Below are 23,761 nucleotides of genomic sequence, written 5' to 3'. Positions count from 1 at the left end.
ATGAATAGAGATGACTGCATTTCACGCAGTTATCTCTAAATAGGATAATATTTTCTTTCCGGTCTCCCCACAATTCCATAAACAACCTCCGTTTTAACTTCTCTAATCGAGGAGAGATATTCTAAATATCGTCGGGCAGTAATCCGGGATGCACCAATTTCCTTCCCCACCTCTTCAGCGGAAAGACCGTTATTTTTTATTTGCAAGACCTTTTTCACTTTTCCAAGCGTGATTTCATCGATTCCTTTCGGCAACCCTTTCCCCTTCCCTCCAGTTGCATCCACTTTTTTACCAAAGAGAAGGTCAGCATAATTCTGAGTTACCTCTTGATTCGACAATAGAAGAGAGTGCTTTTTTATATAATCATAGATGACTTCGTTAAATCTATCCCTATCTACCGGTTTGATTAAATAGTTTTCAACCCCATAGTTTAATGCTTTTTCCAAAAAAGCTTTGTCCGTTGCTGCCGTGATCATAATAATGCTTACCTTTGGAAATCGTTCCCGAATCATTGGCAGTAAATCAGAACCTAATAAATCAGGCATATACACATCAAGCAGCAATAAATCTGGATGATTTTCTTCTAGTAACAGAAGCGTTTGCTCTCCATTCAGTGCTTTACCTACGACCTCAATTTCTTCAAACTGTTTCAAAAATTTCTCATGAATATCTGCGATTCGAAAGTCATCTTCTGCGATAACTGATTTGATTTTATCCAAGCTCCTCATCCCCTTCATGTCTTTTAGGAAGATATACCGTAAAAACGGTTCCACTCCCTTCATTACTTTGCACCTCTATCATCCCGTTCATCTCACGAACAGCTTCTTCAGCATTGGAAAGTCCAAACCCTCTTGGTTCTGTCCCATTTTTTGTTGTAAATCCTTTATGAAATAGAAGTGGAATATCTATTTCACTAATTCCTTTCCCATTATCAGAAATCTCAAAAATGATATCACTGCCAAGATCAGTAGCAAAAAATTTTACTGTTGGAAATTCCACATCATAGACTGCTTCAAACGCGTTATCAATCAAATTTCCAATAATCAATATTAGATTTGAAAGCTTAAAATGGGGCGGTAATATATCTAAGTAACTATCCTTTACAATCTCAAATGTAATTTTCTTTTCCGATGCCTTCCCCAATTTCCCTAATAAAATTGCCTGGATTTTCGTATCTTTGATTTGGTTAAAAACAATCGAATTCTGAATCTGCAATACTTTTGTCTCTGTTTGAATCATTTCAACTGCTTGTTCATATTCGCCCAGCTGAAGCAAGCCCAATAATACATATAATTTATTTGTAAATTCATGTGTTTGTGCACGAAGATCTTCCGAATATTGTTTAACCTCTGAAATGGTGTTTAACATATGTTCGATCTCCGTCTTATCGCGAAAGGAAGCAACTACTCCACTTATACCGTTCTCATCATTGAGCGGAGTGCAATTTACGATAACCTTTTTTTCTTTCCAGACCACTTCTTTATCAATTAATGGATTTCCTGATTTTAAAACTTTATATAAATAATCAGAAGAAAACAGCCCATCAACTTTTAAATGGCGAACGGATCCTTTAATTTGTAATAGTCTTTTAGCAGGTTGATTCATCATTGTAATGTATCCGTCCTGATCAATGGCCAAAATTCCCTCTTTAACGCCATGAAGCACCGCGTTTTTTTCTTTATAAAGAGCAGCAATTTCATATGGTTCCAAACCAAGAGTATCTTTACGAATATTCCTCGCCAACAAAATGCTGCCAATTAGCGAAATCAACAGGGCGAAGACAGAAACAAAGATAACTTTCAAGACGTTTTTCAAAATTTGATGTTGGATATCTTCTAACAAGAATCCAACGGAAACGATTCCGATAACATCGCCATTTTTATTTAAAATCGGGGATTTCCCTCTTATCGATGGACCTAGTGACCCTTTTGCCTTTGAAACATAATAATCTCCATTATGAAGAGCTTTCTCATTATCTCCGCCCCGCATTTTCTTTCCAATCATCGATTTTAACGGGTGCGAATATCTAATCCCCTCTTTATTCCCAATAACTACAAATTCAGCTCCAGTTTCTTTACGGATTTTTTCTGCAATCGGCTGTATTGTCTTAGAAGGATCACTTGTTTGAAATGCAGAAATGATAGTTGGAATAACCGAGACTGTTTTCGATATCTGCAATGCCATTCTGCCCCTATTTTCCTCTATTTGCTTACTTTCCATAACACTATAAAATACAGTCAGCAGCAAAATTAACAATAATCCCAATAATAACACCAGGCCGATAATTTTTGTTTGAAGTGAATGCTTTTTTGTATTCAGGCGCCTTTCCCCCTTGAAACGGTTCTCATGTTTCCTATTCAATCTTCCTGTTATGCAAACAGAACATCATCTTATTAAATTAACAATCTATTTTTATCTTAGCCAAATTCTTAAAAAATTTCACACTCTTTTGTTTGCGTGTGAAAGGAATAGTTTTCAAAAAGAACACAAACGGCTTGGATTCCAAATAGGTAAATCTTCTTAACAGCTATTTCTTCTATCAAAGAGTAGCTTTTTTATAATATGCTTTGGTATGGTTATACTCGAGCTTTTTGATAAAATAGAATCAAATACAAAATTTGAGGTGAATGATCGATGGAACAACTAATGTTTATTGAAACTGGAATGGGAATTGATGTTCATGGACAAGACATTACAAAAGCAGCCGTTCGTGCAATAAAGAATGCTATTCACTATAACTCGATGCCGGGCATCAAATCTGTACTGCCGGATAATAGCTTAGACAATATGGTTGTAAATGTAAAACTTGCCGTTCCTTGTGACAAGGAGAAGCTTGATATTAATGCTGTAAAACAGGCAATCCCTTTTGGAAAAGTATCAGTAGAAGTGATGGATGGTGGTATGCTAACCACAAGCGGAATCGTCATCGAGGAAAAAGGCGATGTGAATGACAAGATGTACATCGTTGTCGCATCTGTTGAGGTTGGGTATTAATATAAGGAGCGGCCATTATGGTGCTTAGATGGCCATGCATCCATTATCTATGACAAAGATGGGATTTTCTCCTTATTATCGGACATACATTCCGCTAATTAGCTAAAATACCATCGGGCTGATTTATCAGTTTCCTCAAACACGAATAACGGATTTTGAGTTCGGAAAAAGAGGAAACACATATAAAATGAGAGTAGTAACAAAAACGTATGGTTTTAACATGGTACCGACCCCCGAAAGTTAGATTTTTTCACTGTAATTTCGGGGGCGGTATCTAATCCGATGCGTTTTTTTGTATATGTAAACAAAGTAATTTATTCCCCTTCCAATGGTCAGACCTTTTCCTCAAATAAAGGCTGTATTTTTCGTTTCATTCTGTACAACATAAGGAATGCAATGAAATAATTAGCGGAGGGAAAACAATGAAATTAGCTGCACACGAATTACATGACTTAAATGAATTAACCATGAGCTGCGTAAACTCCATAACTAATATGGGGTACATGCTTCATCATGTTCAGAATCCTGAATTTAAAGCGATTCTGGAAAGACATCTCCCACTTCATATAAGGGACTACAATATGAAGGTAGAATTTTTGAACAAAATAGATGGTGCTAAAAAGGAATTGCCATTGTTAAGGGAAGACACTAAAGTCACTAACGAAACCTTACAAATGGTGCAACCCGCTCCAGCCATCCAACCTAGAACGATAGTAGAAAATATGAATGACCGCGAAATGGCCACAGCCTATTTATTAACACTAAAAAGAGCTGGCCGTGAATACGCTTGGTCTGCAATGGAGATGGTTAATCCAGAAATTCGTTCCTTCTGCCAAACAGCATTTATGATGAGCTGTTCTCATGCCTATGACATGTGGCAATACATGGCTTCCAAAGGGTATTATCCGGTTGAAAATGCAAATCCGGAAGATATTTCGAAAATCGGTTCTATGTATCAAATTGTTCCGGAAAATTCGGCTCAATTTCAGCAGTATATGGCTAATCACCAAAATCCTACTGTAGGAAATAGTGATCAGCTTTATCAATAAATTTATAAAAGATGGAGCCTAAAATGAGATTTCTAGGTCCATCTTTTTGGGTTTATCCCCACCTGATCACCGGTAATTATCCCATGAACTCATAAATATTCCTCACTTGCTTCCACTTCTTTTTCTAAAATTTCGATATTCCTTATAGGAATATAATACCATTTTCTGAAGCGCATATTGTATAATTATCCTATTAATATAAAGTTTTTATATTAATAAGTCATACATTAGTCTATAAACATTTATAATCAAAAAAATAGCGAAAAAGGGGAATTGCAATGTCGGAAGCATATAAAGTTATTAATTTTGTTGAAAATCAAAATATCAAAATTGAAATTTTAGAATATCAAAATTTAGGCGGAAATGATAATTTTTCTGTTGCGGAAAGATTATATTTCGCTCAACAATCCAATATCAAATTAAGACAAGTCAGGATTACATTAAAAAATAGTTCCTTAACAGCGGAATCCGGTGCTTTACAGTTTATGAAAGGAAATATTACATTAAGAAGCTTAGGTGGAACTGGTGCCAAAGGATTTTTAAAAGGACTTGCCTCTAACGTTTTAACCAATGAATCTGCCATTAAACCGCAATACCAAGGTAGCGGGGTGATTTATCTGGAACCAAGTTTCAAACACTACCTAATTGTTGAACTGAATAACGAAGAAATGATTGCCGATAAAGGTCTGTTTTACTGCTGTGAATCCACTGTATCGGTTTCTGTACAAGCAATGAAAAATATTTCTTCCGCTATTGTTGGTGGGGAAGGTCTCTTTCAAACAAAAGTTTCCGGAAGCGGATATTGTGTATTTGAAATTCCTGTTCCAGAGGAGGAGCTTGTTGAATTTGAAATGCAAAATGAAATGGTTCAGGTTGATGGAAACTTCACACTATTCCGAGTTGGCAACATTGATTTTACCGTTGAAAAATCGACAAAAAGCATTTTCGGTTCTGTGGCTTCCGGGGAAGGATTGCTTCAAACCTTTAGAGGTAGCGGAAAGGTTATTATTGCACCAACATTGCCTGTATACGAAAAGCTAGCATCTGTTTTATCCCCTGCACCAACATCTAAAAAAAGTTAAACTTGTACAATAAATAAATGAACTGTCGACTAAATAAAAAAAGCTGCACTTTCTGCTGTAGATGAAAGAGCAGCTTTTTAGCAAACCCCACTTAAAGACAAACTTCAAGTTATCAGGCATCCCGCTTATTATTCATGCTCTGTTGGTCATTCCACTTAATACCTTGTGGTAAATTCCAAGCATAGTAAACAGATAACATTCTGCAAATCACAATTAACATGAGAAGAAAAAATGTCATATAAGGACCATTTACTATGTTCAAACCAATCGCCATACCGGCTAAAGCTGCCCAAAGTGCATAAATGTCCGAATGGAAAATCATTGGTTTTCTTCCTGCGAAAACATCTCTTAGCATTCCTCCACCCGCTCCTGTCATGGTGGAAGCAATGACTATTGCAATGAATGGAGCTTTTATGGAAACGGCAAAATTTGCACCTTGTATAGCAAAGGCGCCCAAACCAATAGCATCGAAAAAAACAATCCATTTTTGCCACTGAAGAATCCATTTTGATGGGATTATCAGGACTACCGTTATAACCAAAAATGCAATTCCAAATAAAAAATCTTGCTCCCAAATGGTTCGTATGGGTATATCAATTAAGAGATTACGGATTAACCCACCACCAAAAGCAGTAATAAATCCTAGGACATAAACTCCTAAGATATCATATTTCTCTTCTATCGCAACAAGGGCACCACTTATAACAAACGCAAGGGTACCAATAATGTTGAGGATTTCCCATGTCACAATTATCTTTCCTCCTCCAAAACAAAACATCATCATTTTCTCTATGATTCTTAAAGCCATTACTCATAAAATTAAGTGCTAATTTTTGGGCATGGATAAAAACAAAGGAAATAAATATGAATTTACTGACCGTAAAAGTTAGCTTGAGCATATGATAACATTCCTAGTGCTACACAACTTAACTATATCTGTTTTAATACATACTCACACACATTACTGGAACTAAGTCTAGCTGCTACAAAGGGAGGTTGGACTCCTCTTGCTCCTTCGAGTGGAATTCCCAGCCACAAAACCTTTTCATCCACCATCACAAACGGAAATGGTAAGCTCTCTTCTAGCCAAACATCGCATTCACTACATCTGTGCTGCGAAATAACCGTCAATTTTATTTGTTTTCCTCTATTTATTAACTGCTTATTCCATTCTTCGGTTAATTTAGTTCCCTTTGGTAGAGAGATAGTAATCGATGACTTTGCTGATCTTAGGTCGCGAAAAACTGCTTCCACTTTGCGCGCATGAATCCATCTTAATTTCGGGTGTTGGTTTCGAATCCATGAACCTATTTCTTTCGTTGTGACTATTTGTTTGTTTTCAACCTGATGGTCAACAAGTTGCCGTAGTGTTTTTCCTTTATAAATATGCCTTTTGATAAAATCCCTGTTACTAACGTGAAGAAATTTTCCTTTCGTTCTCGTAATGGCTACGTTAATCAAACGTTCGCTGTCTTTGCCAGTGACTAACATTCCAGCTCGATCTTGCGGATCACTATCAACTGTATCAAATATCATCACATCACGTTCACTCCCCTGAAATCGGTGGACAGTTGCGGCGATAATATCCGTCACATTACGCTCTTTTTCATAAATGTCTTCAAGCAGCAATTCCATAAGATTCGCCTGGGCGCGGTAAGGCGTCACATACCCGATTGATTTAGCTCCACCTACATATGCTTCATGGAGCAATTGAAAAGACAGCAGTAGCTGCCATAGATTGAATCTCGAATTGGTTGCCCTGTCGCTTATACAATGTAGGCCCGTGAAACTCGTATCCAGAAGCACAGCAGCTTGTTCTTTAAAAGGAGCAAGGTAAGTAATGTTATTTCTGCTTTTAATCACACTTTCGTGATCCTCGACTAATGAATGATAAATATACCGATTTGTAAAAGCGGAAATATCCGGATGCATCCTACGCTGTTTTTTTAATAAAAAGAGCTGGGGATGAAGCTTCCCTTTGTTCAACCATTCCACTACACCAGCCTTATGGAACACATCTTCTTTCATCCATTCGCCCACAAGTGCATTACGGCTCGAGGCAATCGGAGGCAGCTGCTTAAAGTCACCGCAAATAATAACTCGCTTACCTAGACTTGCGGCAAAAGCTGCTTGTGGTACATAGGCCATACTTGCCTCATCCAGAATGACAATATCATATTCCTGTTGATTTACTGCATTATCACTTGCCGCCTTTGCCAGTGTCGTGCCTACAATGAATGCGTCCTTCACTAATTGAACTTCTTTCTTCCTGACCTTTTCTAGTATTCTAGAAAGTTTGGTTTCTAGTTCCAACAAATGATCAGAATCGCGTTTACTGAAAGAACTGGTTAAATCTTGCTTTAAGTTACTCTTTTCTTTAACTAGTCTCTCTTTATCCTTGTAAAGAAGAGGGTCCTGGTTTTCAATAAGAAGACTTGTGGTAATATCGGGATGAGCAGATAGCGTTTCCCCGCTGTTCCCCCCATAACGAAGCACATCTCCTACCTTGAATCTTTTTTTCCTTTTAATAAAATCCGTCAATTCATTCATCAATACATCGACTGCTTGATTGCTATGGGATAATATTAATACTTTTTTCTTTTGAAAATATTTATTAGCTGCTACCCTGGCCAAAGTATATGTCTTTCCAGTACCCGGCGGACCCCAGACGAATGTGGCAGGATTATATTTAGACCTCAAAATCAATTCATGGACATTACTCTTGATTTTCTCCTTAGGATGTTTGGTTTCCATGGAGGGATTCATTAATCTCCGCACTCGTAACCGCTTTTGTTTGCTTTTTTTCACTTCATCCAATCGCTCTATTAAATGTTCAAGCAATTCCCAAGGGTCATGCAGTAGATAAGCATCCGGGATGAGATCGCCAAAGTTCTGTTCTAATGAAAGAATAATTCCCCTCCCCTCAGAAGAAAGCACCTTTCCGCTGCTTTTCATTGTTCCCCATTCCAATTTTATAGAGGAACCTACAGGTATCCTTAATGAGATAGCTGTATCAAAATAATAACTATATGGTCCGTCATTAGATATCAGCCTGCCATTTGTTATAGAATAACGGCTTCCACCGAACTTTTTTAAGTGATTAATCTCTTGTTGCAGAGCTTGCTGCCATTCTTGGATATACGTTTTGGTTGTACTCATTTACTTCCCCTTATCACTTTACTAAAAAGAGCCTGTGACCAACTTGAAAAGTATCCAAAAATATGGAATCCAAAGAGGTACAGGCATTTATTTTATTTGAAAATTATTTTACAAAGACTTCCATTATGTAATCATTCAAAACTTTCCATGCTAAATCATGGCTGAATTCTTCCATCACTATTACGTTTCCTCTCTGTTCTGGTAGAGAGTTCTCTCTCACTGCCTTTTAATGTACCATTTAAACATTGTAAGAATTAAAGGTACATCTCATCAAGTGGTAAATTTTTTCCTGATAAACTTTAAATAAATTAATTGGTCATTTCTGCAACTTTTCATTAGAGAACGTTTCACACAAGTTTCTAAACCCTTAACAAACCGCGGAACCCCCTGTTAGCATAGTAAGACTCCGCCCCATTGTGGTATACAAATACTGTGTCGTAGCGACGATCACAAAAGATAGCCCCGCCAAGTTGTCTAATTTTAGTTGGTGTTTTCACCCAGCTTGATGTTTTCGTATCAAAATTTCCAAGTTTCTGCAGCTCCCTGTATTGTTCTTCCGTTAAAATCTCAATCCCCATATCGGCAGCCATATCTAAAGCGCTACTTTTTGGTTTGTGTTCTCTCCTTGATTCCAGCGCTGCACGATCGTAACAAACACTTCTTCGCCCTTTAGGACTTTGCGCTGAACAATCATAAAAAATGTATTCATCCGTCTGTTCATCATAGCCAATAACATCCGGTTCACCGCCGGTTCTTTCCATTTCATGGAGCGACCACAACTTATCTGTACTAGTTTCTAACTTTGCTTGAACTTTTGACCATTCAAGTCCTTTATGGCGATTCATGTTTTTCTCAAAACGTACTTTCAATTTTGCAAGTACTTCATCACATTGTTCGCGTGACAACTGCCTGTTTTCATTTTCCACTTAAATCACCTCTTATTAGAACTATTTTCATGAAAAAAACAATTCCAGTGATCGTATCTGGTTTTTGAGTGCCTTTATCTGATTACACTACATCATGACTATTTCTATTACTACTCAGACTCAATAACCCTCGCCACCTTATGACCACATTTCTTGCACTCACCTTTTAAGACGATTCCAAATGAGTTGTCTTCAATTATGAACCTAACAATATCTGTTGTACTTGAACAATTTACGCACCAAACTTATCTAGTAACCTATTTCTCATTTCTTTCGGAATAGAAAGCCATTTTTTATTCGCATCCATATTGATATCCCTTTACATTTAAATTTTAACTCTAACACTATCTAGTTAATAGAGATAAAGAAGCACTGCCACAACACAGCTTAAATAAAAATTTAATCGTTGGTGTAGGATCTGTTTATATCATAATAAGCGATGTCCATGGAGTTGCCAAGCTACGATCTCTGGTAAATCCAGTGTTTATGATAATTACAGCAATATCAATTATTTCAATTGATTTTAAATATATTTACCAACTAGTCATTATTCTGTTTGAATGATTTATGGAAACAATTCCCCCTATATTATATGAGTAAATTCTAATATTATATTTATGCGTGAGGTATAGATAGAGATGATGAAGTTCCTCATTCGAAAAAGGCACAACTATCGAAAAATAGTCTCGCAAAACCACAGACCTAAAGCATAAATGCCATGGTGGCTGGGTTACTGAAGAATATTGGAGGAAGAAAAATGTTCAATAAAGCAAGAAAAGCAACCGCAACTACAGTATTAACTGTATCGATTTTAACATCGGCAACCATGATAACAGCAAATGCAGCTACCATAAATTATACTGTTAAGCCGGGTGATACTCTTTCCGCAATAGCTAAAAAGTATAGGGTATCTCTAAAAAGTTTAGAATCTGCTAATAAGATTACAAACCCTAGAATAATCAAGGTTGGGCGTGTATTAAAAATTCCAGCCGCATCTGCGAATACTCCCATTGCAGTTGCCAAAAAAGGGATTACTTCCGTTAAGCCATCAACAACTGCTTCAAAAACCTACACTGTTAAATCAGGTGACACTCTTTCGGCAATAGCTAAAAAGTATAAGGTATCTCTAAAAAATTTAGAATCTGCTAATAAAATTACAAACCCTAAAATAATCCAAGTTGGCCGTGTACTGAAAATTCCAGCCACATCTGCGAATACTTCCATTACTACTGCCAAGGTAAAGACTACTACAGTTAAGCCATCAACAGCTAATTCAAAAACATACACTGTTAAATCAGGTGACACGCTTTCGGCAATAGCTAAAAAGTATAGGGTATCTTTAAATGATTTAGAATCTATTAATAAAATTACCAATCCTACGATAATTATAATTGGTAGAGTACTGAAAATTCCCTCTACAACTACGAAAACTTCAAGCAAAACAGGAACTACTGAAGTGAAGCAGCCAACAGCAGCAACAACTAATGGTGTTCCAATACCTCCTGCACCTGCCGCAGGGCAAATGATTTACAAAGTTTTATCAGGTGATTCTGCAACATCTATAGCAAATAAGTATAATATGACGCTAGCAATATTAAAACAAATGAATCCACAGGTTATAAACTGGAATTCCTTAGCAGTAATGCAGCAGATTGTAGTCAGTACGCCGTCTACATCTCTAACAGATGTGGTATTAACTTCAAATATTACATCAGATATGAAATTAGCATTTATTGCAAAGGTAGCACCTGCAGCTATCCAAGCATGGCAAACCAATAAAATTCTACCATCGTTAACAATGGCACAAGCAATACTTGAGTCATATTGGGGTGGGTCTTACCTATCAGTAAAGGTACAAAACTACTTCGGTATTAAAGCTTCAAGTAGCTGGAAAGGTCCCACAATTAGTTTACCAACAAAAGAATATGATATAAATGGCAACCTATACGTTGAAAGTGCTAAATTCCGTGCCTACAACAGCATCGCTGATTCCATTGCTGACCACACTCAATTCTTGATGGCTTCTCGCTACTCAAACATCATTGGGTTAACCGACTACAAGGCAGCAACAAAGCTGATTCAACAAGACGGGTATGCTACTGACCCTAACTATACTAATCTATTACAATCTATCATCACGGCATACAACTTGACCCAGTACGATGTTCAAGCAGGTGCTGTTGTTTCACCCAAATAAGAACTTGCCTTTTGGCAGGTTCTATTTTTTCGTTTTAATCGTTCATTTCTATCAATAGTGTCACATATCACCCAAATACTAAGTGATTCCCTACATTCCAGCGTTCCATTAAGCCTCTATCTTAGACCAAATTAACGTGAGCTGTTCCAGTCACAAACTGAACAAGCAGTCGAAAAAAGAGGAATTCACAAACTATGTCACGAAATATTACCTATAACGAAAGGAGGATTTTTATGAAACCACCTGTTGCAAAACGTATACCACATCCCCATGAATTGCATGGAGATGTGCGCGAAGATGACTTTTATTGGCTAAAGGATCGTTCCAATCCGGAGGTCATTGATTATCTTGAGGAAGAAAATCGTTATTATGATGAAATTATGCGCCATTGGAGGCTCAAACCGAACAAATTTATCAAAGCATGGTTGACCGTGTTCCCGATTCAGAAGTAAAAGTACCTGTTCAGCATGGACCATACTTCTACTATTCCCGTTTAGACAAAGACAAGCAATATCCAATCTATGCCCGTAAGCATGCAGCAAGCCGGGAACTATTGCCAAATTCGGCAGAAGAAGTGATACTGGATTTGAATGAATTGGCAGTAGATGGTGAATATTTAAGTGTAACGATGCAGCGCATCACTACGGACCATAACCGATTAGCTTATTTGGAGAATCGGGATGGTACGGACCGTTATACCATCCATGTCAAAGACATGAAAACTGGTGAGCTTTTGCCTGACCGAATTCCGGATGTCTATTTATATGGAAGTATGGAATGGAGCCGGTGCGGTGAATATATTTTCTACATTACCGTTGATGAGAGCCAACGGCCATACCAGTTATGGCGTCATCGTTTGGGCAGCGAAATCGGCAGTGATCAGCTGATTTTTGAGGAAAAAGACATTACATTTACATTAAGTATGTATAAATCGTTAAGTGGAAAGTTTATTTTTGTGCATTCCCGATCGAAAACGACAAGCGAGGTTCGCCTGATTGATGCCGATTCCCCGCTCTCGCCTTTGCAGCTAATAGATGAACGGCGTGAAGGAATAGAATATGATGTCGAGGATGGGGGAGATAAACTGCTCATACTGACAAATGAAGGAGCCCCAAACTTTCAGTTGCTGTGTTGTCCCCTCAGCGACCTTCAAACACGGGCAAAAGTCATGGAGTATAGCGAAGACCGATATCTGCAAGCCATGTACCCATTTCGGGACAGGTTAGTTATATTTGGCCGTGAGAATGGTCTAACGCAAATCTGGCTACTTCGTGACGATGAATTAGAGCGAATTGAATGGGATGAGCCTCTCTACACAGTATCGATTTTATCCGGTCAAAGTTATGAGACGAACGAGGTATTAATTCAATATGATTCCTTGCTCACGCCAAAAACAACTTACGGGTTAAATCTCCTGACAGGTGAAAAACATCGTTTGCAAGTTGCTCCTGTCAGAGGGGAATATGATCGCTCGCGTTTTCGTCAGGAACAATTGTGGGCAGTAGCAGAGGATGGAGTCAAAGTGCCAATGACCGCCGTCTATCGGAAAGATGCGCTCGAAAACGGACCTGCGCCTTTGATTCTGCATGGGTATGGATCATATGGAGCAAACAGCGATCCTTATTTTGACCCGTATCGTCTCCCTTTGCTGGAAAAAGGAATTATATTTGTCACAGCACAAGTGCGTGGCGGCTCCGAAATGGGTCGTGCTTGGTATGAAGACGGAAAAATGGGGAAAAAACGAAATACGTTCACAGATTTTATCGTTGCAGCGAAATATCTTATGGAGCAGGGCTACACAACCTCAAGTAAAATGGCTGCCCGCGGTGGCAGTGCTGGAGGCTTGCTCGTAGGCGCAGTGGCCAATATGGCCGGTGAACTATTTAAGGTCATCGTTCCGGCAGTTCCATTTGTTGATGTAGTTACAACAATGCTCGATGCAACGATTCCCCTTACCACCCTTGAATGGGACGAATGGGGCAATCCTCAAAATAGAGAGGACTATTTCTATATGAAGTCATATAGCCCATACGATAATGTGGAAGCGAAAGACTATCCGCATATGTATGTCACAACCGGTCTAAATGATCCTCGGGTCGCATATTGGGAACCAGCCAAATGGGTTGCACGTCTAAGGTCGCTGAAAACGGATAACAATATCATTGTACTAAAAACGAACATGGGTGCCGGCCACTTCGGAGCATCAGGCCGTTTCAATCATTTGAAGGAAGCCGCGGCTTGCTATGCATTTATTCTCGATAAGCTCGGCATCGGTATCAAATAAACCCTCCCCCAAAAAATTGGGGGTTTTTTGATTTTAGCATTATCGTTACAAGCCGTCTCCATTCCAGATACTAAGATACATGTAATTCTTATATCTTTGGACCCATCTTTAAAACTTCCTTCTAACGAATCCATGTATTAAAAATAAGATACTTTAGAGGAATTTTTATAAACAAAAAATCAATGAAGAGAATTTGCAAATGAAAGAGCATGTGTTATTTTTCCGATATCTGAGAGAAAGAAGGACATGCTCTTGCATCTTAATTACAGAATAAAAAACATAATGTATATTTCTTTTAAACAAATGTATGTTCCGACCAGAATTAAGGCATAAGAAAAGCACCTCCTTAAAATGATTGGTTGCATCATATCAGGAGGTGCTCTGCTATATTTGTTTGCATCAAGGCTTACATTTGATATTTAAAAAGCCTAGGCAATAGTCTTTAATTGTTACATTAAGTGAATTAAGTGGAAGACGATACCAACCACAAACAATCCAAGAATCATAACAATTGGAGAAACTTTCTTTCTAAGCAACCACATACATAAAAATGTGATCGCTAACCCAGCTAATCCAGGAATTAAGCTATCCAAGTTATTTTGTAAAGTAGTTACTTTAACAGGTTCTAACGAAAGACCAGCAGCTTGCTGTTCCAAGGCAGTTTTAATTCCTTGTGCTCCAGAAGGTAACTTATCCCAGTCAATATAAGCACCTTTGCTGAGTTTAACCGATGATACAATTGGGGTGAATTTTACCGATACCCAACGGTTAACTAATGCTCCTAAGATGAACATACCCAGGATTGATGCACCTTTCGTAATATCTTGAAGTAATCCGCCAGATAAGTCATCCGTAATTTTAGAACCAGCTTTGTAACCAAATTCTTGTGTATACCAGGTGAAGCCCATACGAATAAGATTCCATAAAACGAAGAATATAATTGGCCCTAGGATGTTACCAGTCAGAGCAAGAGAAGCTCCTAACGCACCTAGGATTGGTCTAACCGTGAACCAGAAAACTGGATCCCCAATACCTGCTAAAGGCCCCATCATACCGACTTTAACCCCTTGAATGGCTGTGTCGTCAACCGGCGCACCGTTTGCACGTTCTTCTTCAAGAGCTAAAGTTACACCAATAATAGGTGAAGCAACATATGGGTGAGTATTAAAGAACTCTAAATGACGTTTTAGTGCAGCAGCACGATCTTCTTTTGTTTTATATAATTTTTTGATCGCCGGAATCATTGAAAATGCCCAACCACCGTTTTGCATACGTTCATAGTTCCAAGAACCTTGGATGAAAGTGGAACGCCACCAAACAGAAATACGATCTTTTTTTGATAATGTCAATTCTTTTTCCATTTTTCTGTCCCCTCCTTCTTAGTAATTATCGATAATATCGCCTAGTGGGTCACCAGTGTTTGATCCGCCATTACCTGAACCGCCACCGCGTTTGGAAAGCGCTAAATAGATAAGTGCAAGAGCCACACCGATAGCACCAAGACCGATAAGTGTGATTTGTGAAACAGTTGCTAACACGAAACCAATCGCGAAGAAAGGCCATACTTCTTTTGTAGCCATCATATTAATAACCATTGCGTAACCAACAGCTACGACCATTCCCCCACCGATTGCTAGACCGTCAGTCAACCAAGCTGGCATAGATGTGAGTAAGTCTCTAACTGGGCCTGCCCCAATTGCTACGATTAATAATGCTGGGATCGCAATACGTAACCCTTGCAAGCAGATAGCAACGATGTGCCAAAATTGAACTTTTCCGATGTTTCCTTCTTTAGCTGCAGCATCCATAAAATGTACCAATGCTGTTGCAATTGTACGAACGATAATTGTTAATAATAAACCAGCAACGGCTAGTGGAACAGCAATTGCGATTGCCGAAGAAACACCAGCTTTACCTTGTCCACCTAAAACTAAAATAATTGCAGAGGCAACTGATGCTAACGCAGCATCCGGTGCTACGGCAGCTCCGATGTTTGCCCAACCTAAAGCGATAAGTTGAAGAGTACCACCTAAGATAAGACATGGTACTAAGTTTCCTGTAACTAAGCCGATTAACGTACAAGCAATAAGTGGTTGGTGGAATTGGAATTCATCCAAAATTCCTTCCATACCAGCTAAAAATGCAACGATAACGACTAATATTATTTGAATCACATTCAAATCCATGATATTAATCCTCCATTTTCCTGATATTAGGATTATTTTTGTCTGTTTAACTCATCTTGAGCCTTCTTGATAATTTCGTCCATGTCGCCTTTTGAATCATTCGGAACTTTACGTACATCGAAGTTCACACCAAGTTCTTTTAACTTTGCGAAAGTATCAATATCATCTTGGTTAAAAGCAAGTACCTTATTTGGTTGAACTTTACCAGGCGAGTGTGCCATAGAACCAACGTTGATTGTCTTCAATGGAACCCCACCTTCAACTGCTCTAAGCGCATCTTGTGGATTTTCAAAAAGAAGTAATGCGCGCTGACCACCGAAATGTTGATCATCTTTAGCAAGGTCAATCATTTTATGGACTGGAACAACGTGTGCCTTTACACCTGGTGGCGCAGCTTGTTGGATTAATTTCTTACGAAGATCATCCTTAGCTACTGCATCAGATACAACGATGATACGTGTAGGCTGTGTAGTTTTTGTCCAAGCAGTCGCAACTTGTCCATGAAGTAAACGGGAGTCGATACGTGCTAATACGTATTCAAATTTACCAGGTGCGCCTGCATTTGAAGGCCCGGCAGCAGCTGCAGCAGGTGCTTCAGCTGGTTCTAGTTCTTCAGGCTTCACTTTAACCCCATCTTTGGCAGTGCCCAAAATATGCGCGGCAATTTCATGGGCTGTGTTCATTGAGAAGCGTGATGCATAAGCTTCAATCAACATTGGTAAGTTCATACCAGCAACGATTGCCCATTTGTCTTCATGTCCTTCCAATAAGCTGTTGGCTTGGTTGAAAGGAGTTCCACCCCAAAGATCGACTAAGAATAATACTTCGTCTTGGTTGTCGAAAGACGCAATTGCTTCTTTCATTTTTGCCTTTACATCTTCAGGTCCTTCGCTAGGCATCAATGTAACAGCTTTTACATTTTCTTGCTCTCCAAAGATCATTGATCCAGATTGCATGATACCACTGGCAAATTCACCGTGACTAGCAATGATAATTCCTACCATCTTTATACCTCCTATTATTATTGTTACAGCTAAATGAGTTACGGTAAAATATACCAAACTACTTTTTTCAGCTCATTTAAAGCGATTACAGTTTCAACAAAAAACAACAAAAAAGGCATGAGTAAAAAGTCGATTAAATGAAGGTATGGGTATAGAATGCCCCTTAATCTTCATTTCAATCAATACTTTCCACTCATGCCTGATCGAATCAGTAACACGTAAAAAATAATTGCAATGTATGAATTTTTATTTTGCAAACGCTGTAATGGAAGTGCTAAAAAAAACAGCCTCTGCATGGTATATTTTCTTTTTCAATGTTTGCTGCATCACTTTAATGAGCTTTCTTGAGAAATTATAGCACAATGAATATTCTTATTTCAAGAGAAAAGTTATTTTTTGTTTCCGCTACCAACCCTCATTCCATAATATATAGCGGAGATACTAAACAACCCGTTTAAAATGCAAGTATATATCGATTTCAATATCAAACTATTCTTCTACATTTCTACTAAATCATGAGGAGCTTGTGCATTCGAAAGTGTTTGAAAAATTTTAGATTAGTCTCAACAAAAAAGGACAAGTTCAAACCTGCTTTATAGATAAAGCTATTGTTTTTTATATATACTCTTAATGCTGCGTTTGATAACATCAAAGAAACTTAATGAATGGACCATACGATTCGGATCAACGTATTCACGAATGGTTCGTAAAACTTTTTTCGGATCTTTAGAAGAAAATGAATACATCCCATTTCGCTTAGTTTTGATAGCATAACGCGGAATCCATTTCCCTTTGAACATCACGGAAGCTACCACGTAATCAACTTCCTCCCAAGGAATTTGAATAAACTTACGAGCATCACGATTATTGTAGAATTCAAATCCTTTGTCTCCAATCATGATTTTACCGTACTCTGAAATTCCCATATGTGAGGTTGCATTAATGACTAAATCGACTTTTGTATTGATTGATTGGACCATTTGATGTACTCCATTTCTCTCTGTTAATAATAATTATTATACGCATTTTTTCACTTAAAGCAAAAATACTTGAAACAGGATAGGATATTTTGTTCAAAAATTATGTAAGCCATTGCCAAAATAAGTATGATAGAAACAACAAACAAGTACATGTTCTGGTGAATAAAATACTGAAATCTGTTGGCCAAATTTTCGCTATATGTTAACTAAGGGGAACCTTGTCAAGGTTCCCCATTGTTGACTAGCATTCCCTATTACATTACGTGACTTTTTTCACCATTACATAAGAAATTTCACTTTAAGTTTTTAACTCCAGTTTCTAGTATTTCCATTTGCAGAAGTGTTTGTTCATCTGTAATGGTTTTATCCTTACCATTTATGATCGCTTCATATAAATCATCATATACTCTTCCATAATCACCATTAACAGATTTCACTGTTTCTTCATGGATTGTACCTTCATCATCAATATATGTTAGTACACCATAATGTTTTATAGTATCTATACCAAAATCTTTGTTATCAGGCATATAAAATAACTTTAAATGTTCTTCTTGACGATCTTTCGTTTCCTTCACAAAACATCCCTTTTTCCCATAAACAACAAAGCTTGGCCTTTCTTTCAGACGGAAATAACTCGATTTTACAGAAACCTTTAGCCGACCATAATACAAATCTAAATCAAAATAATCATTCATTCTTCCTTGGCCAAGTAATTGCCTTACATCATAGTGTATGTGATCTGGTTTACCAAAATAGCTGATAACCTGATCCAGTGTATGGCAGCCATGTCCATATAAAAACGATGAAATAGGATCAAAAGAATGAACAGACTCTGGCACCTCGGGACGATAATAATCGTAATGCATTTCCAATTCCAGTAGGTCCCCTAATTTGCCTTCTTCAATGACCTTTTGAACAGTTAAAAAATCACTATCAAAACGTCTGTTTTGATAAGCCTGAACAATCAAGCCTTTCTCTTTTGCTATCGCAAATATTTCTTTTGCCTGTTCTGAGGTTTCCATAAAAGGCTTTTCAACTAAACAGTTTTTATTATGTTCTAACACTAATTTTGCGTATTCATAATGACTGTCCGTTCTTGTACAAACCACAATGAGCTGGATGTCCTTATCATTTAATAATTCATCTAAATTAGAAGTATAAGTTACTCCTGCAATCCTATCCCAACTTTCATGCTTAGGATTTCTTTGATAAATGGTTTTTACCCTTATATTCTCTCTTTGCAGTACGAACGGCAGATGATATCTGTTCGTGCTTTTTCCATTTCCAATATAACCAATAGTAAGCATAGCAGCCTCCTAAATATAATTTAATTTGTGCTGAATAATATTTAACCTGTGCTTCTTGCATGGTTAGATATATCAATATTCCCGCTATAAGTATATATGGAAACTATAAAAATTCCTATATTTTAACTTAATCACCATATTTTTTTACTATACCTTTAATCCATTTTTCGCTATAAGCAACATGAATAGGCAACACCCGGTTGCGGTTAGTTGTTTTTCTTTAAATGAATTGCAAGTCGAACTAAACTTGGATTAGGTTATCTTAAGAGACCATTATCATTCTAAAAATATATTATGTACACACTGAATGTCTATTGTTTAACTTTTCACTGTTATTCTGAATAGGTATATTAACAATTCTTTATCTTAACGGTGGATTTTTTCCTATTGAATATGACTGCTAGCAGATTGACAAGTTATTTAAGCAATTATGTATAATAAAGAAAAAAAATACAGGGGGTTATAAACTTGAATTTTCTCACCAGACTTATTGCCATCATACTCAGCCTGTAGAGTTTAAAATTTCTTGGGGGACTTTTACAGGCTGAGCCTTATCCCAAGGAGTTGATGGCAATTGAAACCACATCAAAAAAATCGCAGTCGATCTTATTATCGACATCAGCGAAGAAGAACAATTCAGCGCAAAGCTAAAATTGCAGAACATAACGGATGGTATGTACCCTCCAAAGGCTATTTTGCAAAAGGGAAAGTACATTGTTCGTGCTGGATGTGTTCTCAAAAAACAAATAAAGATGGGTTTCCTCATTCACAAATCATTCAATTAGAACGCTTAAAAAGCCAATTATCCGATTATTTTAGTGAAGAGGAATAAGAACCCGTTATGAAGAGTAGGTTGGATTTCCTGCTCTTCTTTAGTTTTATTTATCACTTTTTAAGTAGATTATCTAGTTCTGTTACCCTTAATCTTTGGTATACTCGTTATCCTATCCAAACATATTCCATTCTAATGGAACATTATATGTTTTTTGTAAAATTTACTCTAAGAAAGATTGCTGATTCAAACTGGATATTGAACTCATTGTAAGTTTTTATACTGCTATTTGAAAAACCAATCATGACCTCGACAAATTGGACTTGTATATCCAAAACTTTCACACCTTAATTTCGTTACCCTTTTGAAATAAGGCATACTCTTCATCAAAGCACATATACCAACAATCTGTTTTTACAAATTCCAGTTCTTATCTTGTTTAATGTTGTTGGGTAAAGTTATATGCATAAACTCTTTCTAAATCAAGGTTAGCATCATAATAGCGATAAATCATTCAACGGAAATGATAATAACCTATTTTTATAGTAAAACTTCCCCCTACTGTGGTGGAGGCAACTGAAAAACGTAAGTTTTTCAGTTGCCTCTCAAAGAATAGGAGCATTTTTTCTTCAACTTATAACAGTCGTTACCTTTTGATACTGTTAAACCACCAGAAACAACAATTAACGAATAAGCCACCATAGTAAATTACCCATACCATTCCACCCCCTTGAAATCAGTTTGGTGTAACGAATTAAATAATTCTATAACATCCGCTACAATCCTTCTAATTTTTTGAATTTTTCAGTTATATTTTATATTGTGTTCAAAACGTTATGAAGATGTAGTTTTATAAAGATTGATTATTTAGAATAAAGGCTGATAATTTATAATAAAGTTTGAATAAAATCCTGTTTTTATTGAGATTAGTGCAAAAAAGAATCAAAGTTTTTCAAAAAGAATATCATATATCACAGGAATAATTTGAATAAATTTTATAGGTCGAAAGGATATTTATTGTCACTATTTGGTTAAACAAGAACTGCATTTTAATATTAGTGGTGATTTTATGGGGAATTTATATAAGGGGAAATTATTCGTACTAAGAATTGTAGTGACTTTGATTGTTGTTATATTTCTTACTTTAGGATTTAAGGGGGTACTTAATCAAAATGTTTCGGCGAGTTTAACTACCCTTGTCTTGGCTTTCTTTTTTATAATAGAATATATTATCTTGAAAAAGAGTACTAAATAAAGCAAAGATGCCCAAGATGAAAAAAAAGGAGCTGCGTTTGAGCGTAGCTTTTTTGATTAACAAACAGGGCAAATGAGCGGAAAAAGGAATAGAGTACTTTGGAGAAACTTGAAAAATAGATTTCTTGAGTATTAACATAAAAGAAAGAAATATAGGTAGTACTTCAGTTTTATATATTCTCAGGAAATAAAGTGATCTGAGAGTATTATAAATGGTTATCATTCTAATTCATTTGAAGTATTGGAAGAAAAGTACAATAAAGAAAGCTACTAGCTTTTCAGTGTCAAATATGGCCTAAGCAAATGGAGTCGGAAGATGGACAAAATTTAATACTACAAGTAAAGGTTCTGTAAGAACTGGAATTAAGGAATGCTTAAATTCCAGAAATATAAGTATAGATCTTAATAACACTATCATTTATCATTATTGCAAATCTCGGTAAAAAGATAGGAACTAAAGAAGAAAAGAAAATTAAAATCGTCATAAATTGGAAGGGAAATATATGGACAGCGTATCCCAAAAAAGCATCCCTTATTTCAGAAATGCATTCGTTAGCTTAAGTAAATTTTTTCGCATACTTTTATCAAAATTAAGAACTGAAAAATCAGCTATTGTCCAATTAAGTTATATCGCCAATTATTGCAACGCATAAAGCATCCTGGAGGATATTCAAATTCGCATTCAGAAATAAACTGAAAGTCGAGCTTCCGACAAATTGCATTAGAAGCAGGATTATCAATCGATGGGAATGCGTGGATGTATTTATATTTGTTCTCCCTAGATGCTTCTTCAATTGCTAACTTAACCGCTTTTGTAGCTATTCCTTTCCCTTGATAAGAGGGTAGAACACTCCATCCAGTTTCATATACACTTTCATTATTCCAAGTAGTTTGCCAATAACCCACAGAACCTACTGGTTCTAATTCTGGTAACAATTTAATGCTGAACATACGTCCCCTATTACCCAGTTCAAGATATCGTTTATGTCGCTGCAAAATCTGCTCTTTACTCTCTGGACCTCCAAGATGCTGCGTCATTTCTGGAGCGTTTATAAGAAAAAGTAAATCAAGGTCATTATTCTCCCAAGGCTTTATCTGAATGATATGGTTATTTGCTTCCAAATGTTCTTCATCCTCTCACCATTTTTTATTATTTACTCTTTCTTTACAAAAGCTAGTAATCCTCTTTTTTATGATATTGTTGTTTAACCAAACTGCAGTCAAATAAGAAAAAGCAACCAAATTGGTAACTGGACCTTAAACCCTTTAGTTAAATAAAGCCAATACTTTTTGTTTTCAATCTCCTCCGACAAATATTTTTTTTATGGATGGATTGGAAATTTCATTAATAAGACTTTGATACTCACCTTGGTTATTTTCGTTAATATACATCTTGTATTTTTCTAAATCAGTGATTAACCCATTAAGTGCCTGTCCTTCAAATGTTGCATCTGAAAGATAATAATCACTTATTTTCCTCAATTCTAGATAGCTCCTCCATAACTTCTTCGAGTTAAATATTTCATTGTGTAAGGCTTCTGTTATTTCGTATGTGTTTATTTTTTTGTCGTTCTTATCATATATCAAAACATCAAGACCCAATAACCTCACTCCTTTTGGAATCCCCTTTATTCTGATACTTTATTTAATTAAACTTTTGATTGGAAAGATATCATCTCTATGAGGTAGTGTTCATCTTAATCGTAGACGAACATTTTCTTTAAGAGGTTCTATAAATTTATACTAAAATATTTATGAAAAATTTAAATAGAAAAAATATACAACTGTTATGGATTGGTAATAAATCTTACTACACAAGATTGATAAAGAAGTCTCATTGAGATTACTTTATGATTTCATTTTTTTCGGGAGTTAAAATAATCTTTTCTAAAATTCTGCTCTCGGCAAAAAATTGGAAAGGGCTTGAAGTGACAAGGACTTAAAAGAATTGTGCCCTGAAATCGGAAAAATTTTTTTCACAAAATCAGGGCTGGAATCGAAAGTGTTTATTTTTAGTTTACGATTTCAAGGTTAATAAGGCTACTGCTTCAACATGCGCCGTTTGAGGATAGGAATTCACAAACGTACGTTCCTATTCGTTTTATATTATCCTATTACGTTTTACTATTTATATCTAAATTTTTTATACATACTATTTCATACTATAACGGATAAATAGTGGTCAGCGTGTGGTCATGTGGTCAAAAGACTATCTTCCGACCTGCTACAATACCTTTTAAAACAATAGAAACAATTGATAATACAAAGATAGGAATTGAGATATAAAAAATAACGTTGGTAATGGCGGAATTAACCGTTAATATAGTCAGTCCTTTCGAATTAGAATGGCTAAAAAAAGGTACCCCAGGAAGTTTTATTCCGTGAAGTACCTTTTTTTCATGTTAACGTTTATGCGTCTTTACGCTTTTTCAACCTGAATGAAAGTATGCAGGCTGCAAGAAGTAATACTAATCCTCCCAGGATGGTTGGTAAAGCATTGGTATCTCCAGTTTTAGGAAGTGAGTTTTCTACAATCACTTTACGATGTAAATAAGATGTATTTC

General features: G+C 36.6%; 19 protein-coding genes, 1 pseudogene and 1 riboswitch. Of the genes and pseudogenes, 7 read left to right on the top strand and 13 right to left on the bottom strand.

The window, feature by feature from the left end; all coding sequences use genetic code 11:
• Nucleotides 1–35: 35 nt before the first annotated feature.
• Together CWO92_RS13540 and CWO92_RS13535 are read right to left on the bottom strand one after the other, a co-directional pair.
• Nucleotides 36–728, bottom strand: coding sequence for a response regulator (locus CWO92_RS13540; protein WP_101354748.1), 693 nt, complete (start codon nucleotides 726–728; stop codon nucleotides 36–38).
• The gene (locus CWO92_RS13535; protein ID WP_101354875.1) at nucleotides 712–2,319 is read right to left on the bottom strand and encodes an ATP-binding protein; all 1,608 of its coding nucleotides are present in this window, start codon (nucleotides 2,317–2,319) and stop codon (nucleotides 712–714) included. The genes CWO92_RS13540 and CWO92_RS13535 overlap by 17 nt, the downstream gene beginning before the upstream one ends.
• Before the next feature lie 315 nt (nucleotides 2,320–2,634).
• Here CWO92_RS13535 and CWO92_RS13530 point away from each other — a divergent pair, with 315 nt between their 5' ends.
• The 3 genes from CWO92_RS13530 (at nucleotide 2,635) to CWO92_RS13520 (ending at nucleotide 5,125) form a co-directional block, all read left to right on the top strand.
• Complete coding sequence (locus tag CWO92_RS13530; RefSeq protein ID WP_101354747.1) at nucleotides 2,635–2,994, top strand: Lin0512 family protein; 360 nt, start codon at nucleotides 2,635–2,637, stop codon at nucleotides 2,992–2,994.
• A gap of 422 nt (nucleotides 2,995–3,416) precedes the next feature.
• Nucleotides 3,417–4,043 (top strand): spore coat protein, encoded by a 627-nt coding sequence (locus CWO92_RS13525; protein ID WP_101354746.1) that lies wholly within the window; start codon nucleotides 3,417–3,419, stop codon nucleotides 4,041–4,043.
• Between the two features lie 278 nt (nucleotides 4,044–4,321).
• Entirely contained in the window at nucleotides 4,322–5,125 is an 804-nt protein-coding gene (locus CWO92_RS13520) for an AIM24 family protein (RefSeq protein WP_101354745.1), read from the top strand.
• 112 nt (nucleotides 5,126–5,237) lie between these two features.
• On the opposite strand, the gene CWO92_RS13515 is transcribed toward CWO92_RS13520, so the two are convergent.
• The 3 genes from CWO92_RS13515 to CWO92_RS13505 all read right to left on the bottom strand — a co-directional run bounded on the left by CWO92_RS13515 (nucleotide 5,238) and on the right by CWO92_RS13505 (nucleotide 9,210).
• Nucleotides 5,238–5,873 carry a trimeric intracellular cation channel family protein gene (locus CWO92_RS13515; RefSeq protein WP_165786684.1) on the bottom strand — a complete coding sequence of 212 codons (636 nt, stop codon included), beginning with the start codon at nucleotides 5,871–5,873 and terminating at the stop codon, nucleotides 5,238–5,240.
• 182 nt (nucleotides 5,874–6,055) lie between these two features.
• Nucleotides 6,056–8,284: an AAA domain-containing protein gene (locus CWO92_RS13510; RefSeq protein ID WP_101354743.1), complete on the bottom strand. Its 2,229-nt coding sequence runs from the start codon at nucleotides 8,282–8,284 to the stop codon at nucleotides 6,056–6,058.
• A 359-nt stretch (nucleotides 8,285–8,643) separates the two neighbouring features.
• Nucleotides 8,644–9,210 carry a DUF4256 domain-containing protein gene (locus CWO92_RS13505; RefSeq protein WP_101354742.1) on the bottom strand — a complete coding sequence of 189 codons (567 nt, stop codon included), beginning with the start codon at nucleotides 9,208–9,210 and terminating at the stop codon, nucleotides 8,644–8,646.
• A gap of 653 nt (nucleotides 9,211–9,863) precedes the next feature.
• A riboswitch (cyclic di-GMP riboswitch) is annotated at nucleotides 9,864–9,948 on the top strand.
• Here CWO92_RS13505 and CWO92_RS25105 point away from each other — a divergent pair.
• From CWO92_RS25105 to CWO92_RS26550, 3 genes and pseudogenes are all read left to right on the top strand, one after another.
• Nucleotides 9,929–11,407: a LysM peptidoglycan-binding domain-containing protein gene (locus CWO92_RS25105; protein WP_158176169.1), complete on the top strand. Its 1,479-nt coding sequence runs from the start codon at nucleotides 9,929–9,931 to the stop codon at nucleotides 11,405–11,407. Its footprint overlaps the riboswitch before it by 20 nt.
• Nucleotides 11,408–11,601: 194 nt before the next feature.
• Nucleotides 11,602–12,788, top strand: a pseudogene (locus tag CWO92_RS26555) (S9 family peptidase); the annotation flags it as partial.
• Nucleotides 12,789–12,935: 147 nt separating this feature from the next.
• Nucleotides 12,936–13,691 (top strand): prolyl oligopeptidase family serine peptidase, encoded by a 756-nt coding sequence (locus tag CWO92_RS26550; RefSeq protein WP_367593493.1) that lies wholly within the window; start codon nucleotides 12,936–12,938, stop codon nucleotides 13,689–13,691.
• 449 nt (nucleotides 13,692–14,140) lie between these two features.
• Here the strand turns inward: CWO92_RS26550 and CWO92_RS13475 are convergent, their stop codons facing one another.
• From CWO92_RS13475 to CWO92_RS13455, 5 genes are all read right to left on the bottom strand, one after another.
• Complete coding sequence (locus CWO92_RS13475) at nucleotides 14,141–15,052, bottom strand: PTS system mannose/fructose/sorbose family transporter subunit IID (RefSeq protein WP_101354741.1); 912 nt, start codon at nucleotides 15,050–15,052, stop codon at nucleotides 14,141–14,143.
• A gap of 18 nt (nucleotides 15,053–15,070) precedes the next feature.
• A complete protein-coding gene (locus tag CWO92_RS13470) occupies nucleotides 15,071–15,877 on the bottom strand; it encodes a PTS mannose/fructose/sorbose transporter subunit IIC (protein ID WP_101354740.1) in 807 nt (268 codons plus the stop codon).
• 32 nt (nucleotides 15,878–15,909) lie between these two features.
• A complete protein-coding gene (locus tag CWO92_RS13465) occupies nucleotides 15,910–16,881 on the bottom strand; it encodes a mannose/fructose/sorbose PTS transporter subunit IIA (RefSeq protein WP_101354739.1) in 972 nt (323 codons plus the stop codon).
• A gap of 605 nt (nucleotides 16,882–17,486) precedes the next feature.
• Nucleotides 17,487–17,861, bottom strand: coding sequence for a DUF956 family protein (locus CWO92_RS13460; protein ID WP_101354738.1), 375 nt, complete (start codon nucleotides 17,859–17,861; stop codon nucleotides 17,487–17,489).
• A gap of 293 nt (nucleotides 17,862–18,154) precedes the next feature.
• Nucleotides 18,155–19,171, bottom strand: a complete 1,017-nt coding sequence (locus CWO92_RS13455) for an oxidoreductase (protein WP_101354737.1) — start codon at nucleotides 19,169–19,171, stop codon at nucleotides 18,155–18,157.
• A 574-nt stretch (nucleotides 19,172–19,745) separates the two neighbouring features.
• On the opposite strand from CWO92_RS13455, the gene CWO92_RS13450 reads away from it, so the two are divergent.
• Nucleotides 19,746–20,003 carry a hypothetical protein gene (locus CWO92_RS13450; RefSeq protein WP_101354736.1) on the top strand — a complete coding sequence of 86 codons (258 nt, stop codon included), beginning with the start codon at nucleotides 19,746–19,748 and terminating at the stop codon, nucleotides 20,001–20,003.
• Nucleotides 20,004–21,806: 1,803 nt separating this feature from the next.
• Here CWO92_RS13450 and CWO92_RS13440 read toward each other — a convergent pair.
• From CWO92_RS13440 to CWO92_RS26545, 3 genes are all read right to left on the bottom strand, one after another.
• A complete protein-coding gene (locus tag CWO92_RS13440; protein ID WP_101354734.1) occupies nucleotides 21,807–22,319 on the bottom strand; it encodes a GNAT family N-acetyltransferase in 513 nt (170 codons plus the stop codon).
• 174 nt (nucleotides 22,320–22,493) lie between these two features.
• On the bottom strand, nucleotides 22,494–22,799 hold the full coding sequence (locus tag CWO92_RS13435; RefSeq protein WP_101354733.1) for a hypothetical protein: 306 nt from the start codon (nucleotides 22,797–22,799) through the stop codon (nucleotides 22,494–22,496).
• An 807-nt stretch (nucleotides 22,800–23,606) separates the two neighbouring features.
• Entirely contained in the window at nucleotides 23,607–23,735 is a 129-nt protein-coding gene (locus CWO92_RS26545; protein WP_207767801.1) for an LPXTG cell wall anchor domain-containing protein, read from the bottom strand.
• Between the last annotated feature and the right edge of the window lie 26 nt (nucleotides 23,736–23,761).

Source organism: Heyndrickxia camelliae (genome assembly GCF_002844575.1).
Classification (GTDB): Bacteria; Bacillota; Bacilli; order Bacillales; family Bacillaceae_C; genus Margalitia; species Margalitia camelliae.
Note: the sequence above shows the minus strand (reverse complement) of the source record. Positions and strands in the feature narration are given on the sequence as shown.

What these genes read in the sequence shown, in the direction of transcription:
- CWO92_RS13540 (WP_101354748.1), bottom strand. Translation starts at nt 728, where the DNA reads ATGAGGAGCTTGGATAAAATCAAATCAGTTATCGCAGAAGATGACTTT.
- CWO92_RS13530 (WP_101354747.1), top strand. Translation starts at nt 2,635, where the DNA reads ATGGAACAACTAATGTTTATTGAAACTGGAATGGGAATTGATGTTCAT.
- CWO92_RS13525 (WP_101354746.1), top strand. Translation starts at nt 3,417, where the DNA reads ATGAAATTAGCTGCACACGAATTACATGACTTAAATGAATTAACCATG.
- CWO92_RS13520 (WP_101354745.1), top strand. Translation starts at nt 4,322, where the DNA reads ATGTCGGAAGCATATAAAGTTATTAATTTTGTTGAAAATCAAAATATC.
- CWO92_RS13510 (WP_101354743.1), bottom strand. Translation starts at nt 8,284, where the DNA reads ATGAGTACAACCAAAACGTATATCCAAGAATGGCAGCAAGCTCTGCAA.
- CWO92_RS25105 (WP_158176169.1), top strand. Translation starts at nt 9,929, where the DNA reads ATGGTGGCTGGGTTACTGAAGAATATTGGAGGAAGAAAAATGTTCAAT.
- CWO92_RS26550 (WP_367593493.1), top strand. Translation starts at nt 12,936, where the DNA reads ATGACCGCCGTCTATCGGAAAGATGCGCTCGAAAACGGACCTGCGCCT.
- CWO92_RS13475 (WP_101354741.1), bottom strand. Translation starts at nt 15,052, where the DNA reads ATGGAAAAAGAATTGACATTATCAAAAAAAGATCGTATTTCTGTTTGG.
- CWO92_RS13470 (WP_101354740.1), bottom strand. Translation starts at nt 15,877, where the DNA reads ATGGATTTGAATGTGATTCAAATAATATTAGTCGTTATCGTTGCATTT.
- CWO92_RS13465 (WP_101354739.1), bottom strand. Translation starts at nt 16,881, where the DNA reads ATGGTAGGAATTATCATTGCTAGTCACGGTGAATTTGCCAGTGGTATC.
- CWO92_RS13460 (WP_101354738.1), bottom strand. Translation starts at nt 17,861, where the DNA reads ATGGTCCAATCAATCAATACAAAAGTCGATTTAGTCATTAATGCAACC.
- CWO92_RS13455 (WP_101354737.1), bottom strand. Translation starts at nt 19,171, where the DNA reads ATGCTTACTATTGGTTATATTGGAAATGGAAAAAGCACGAACAGATAT.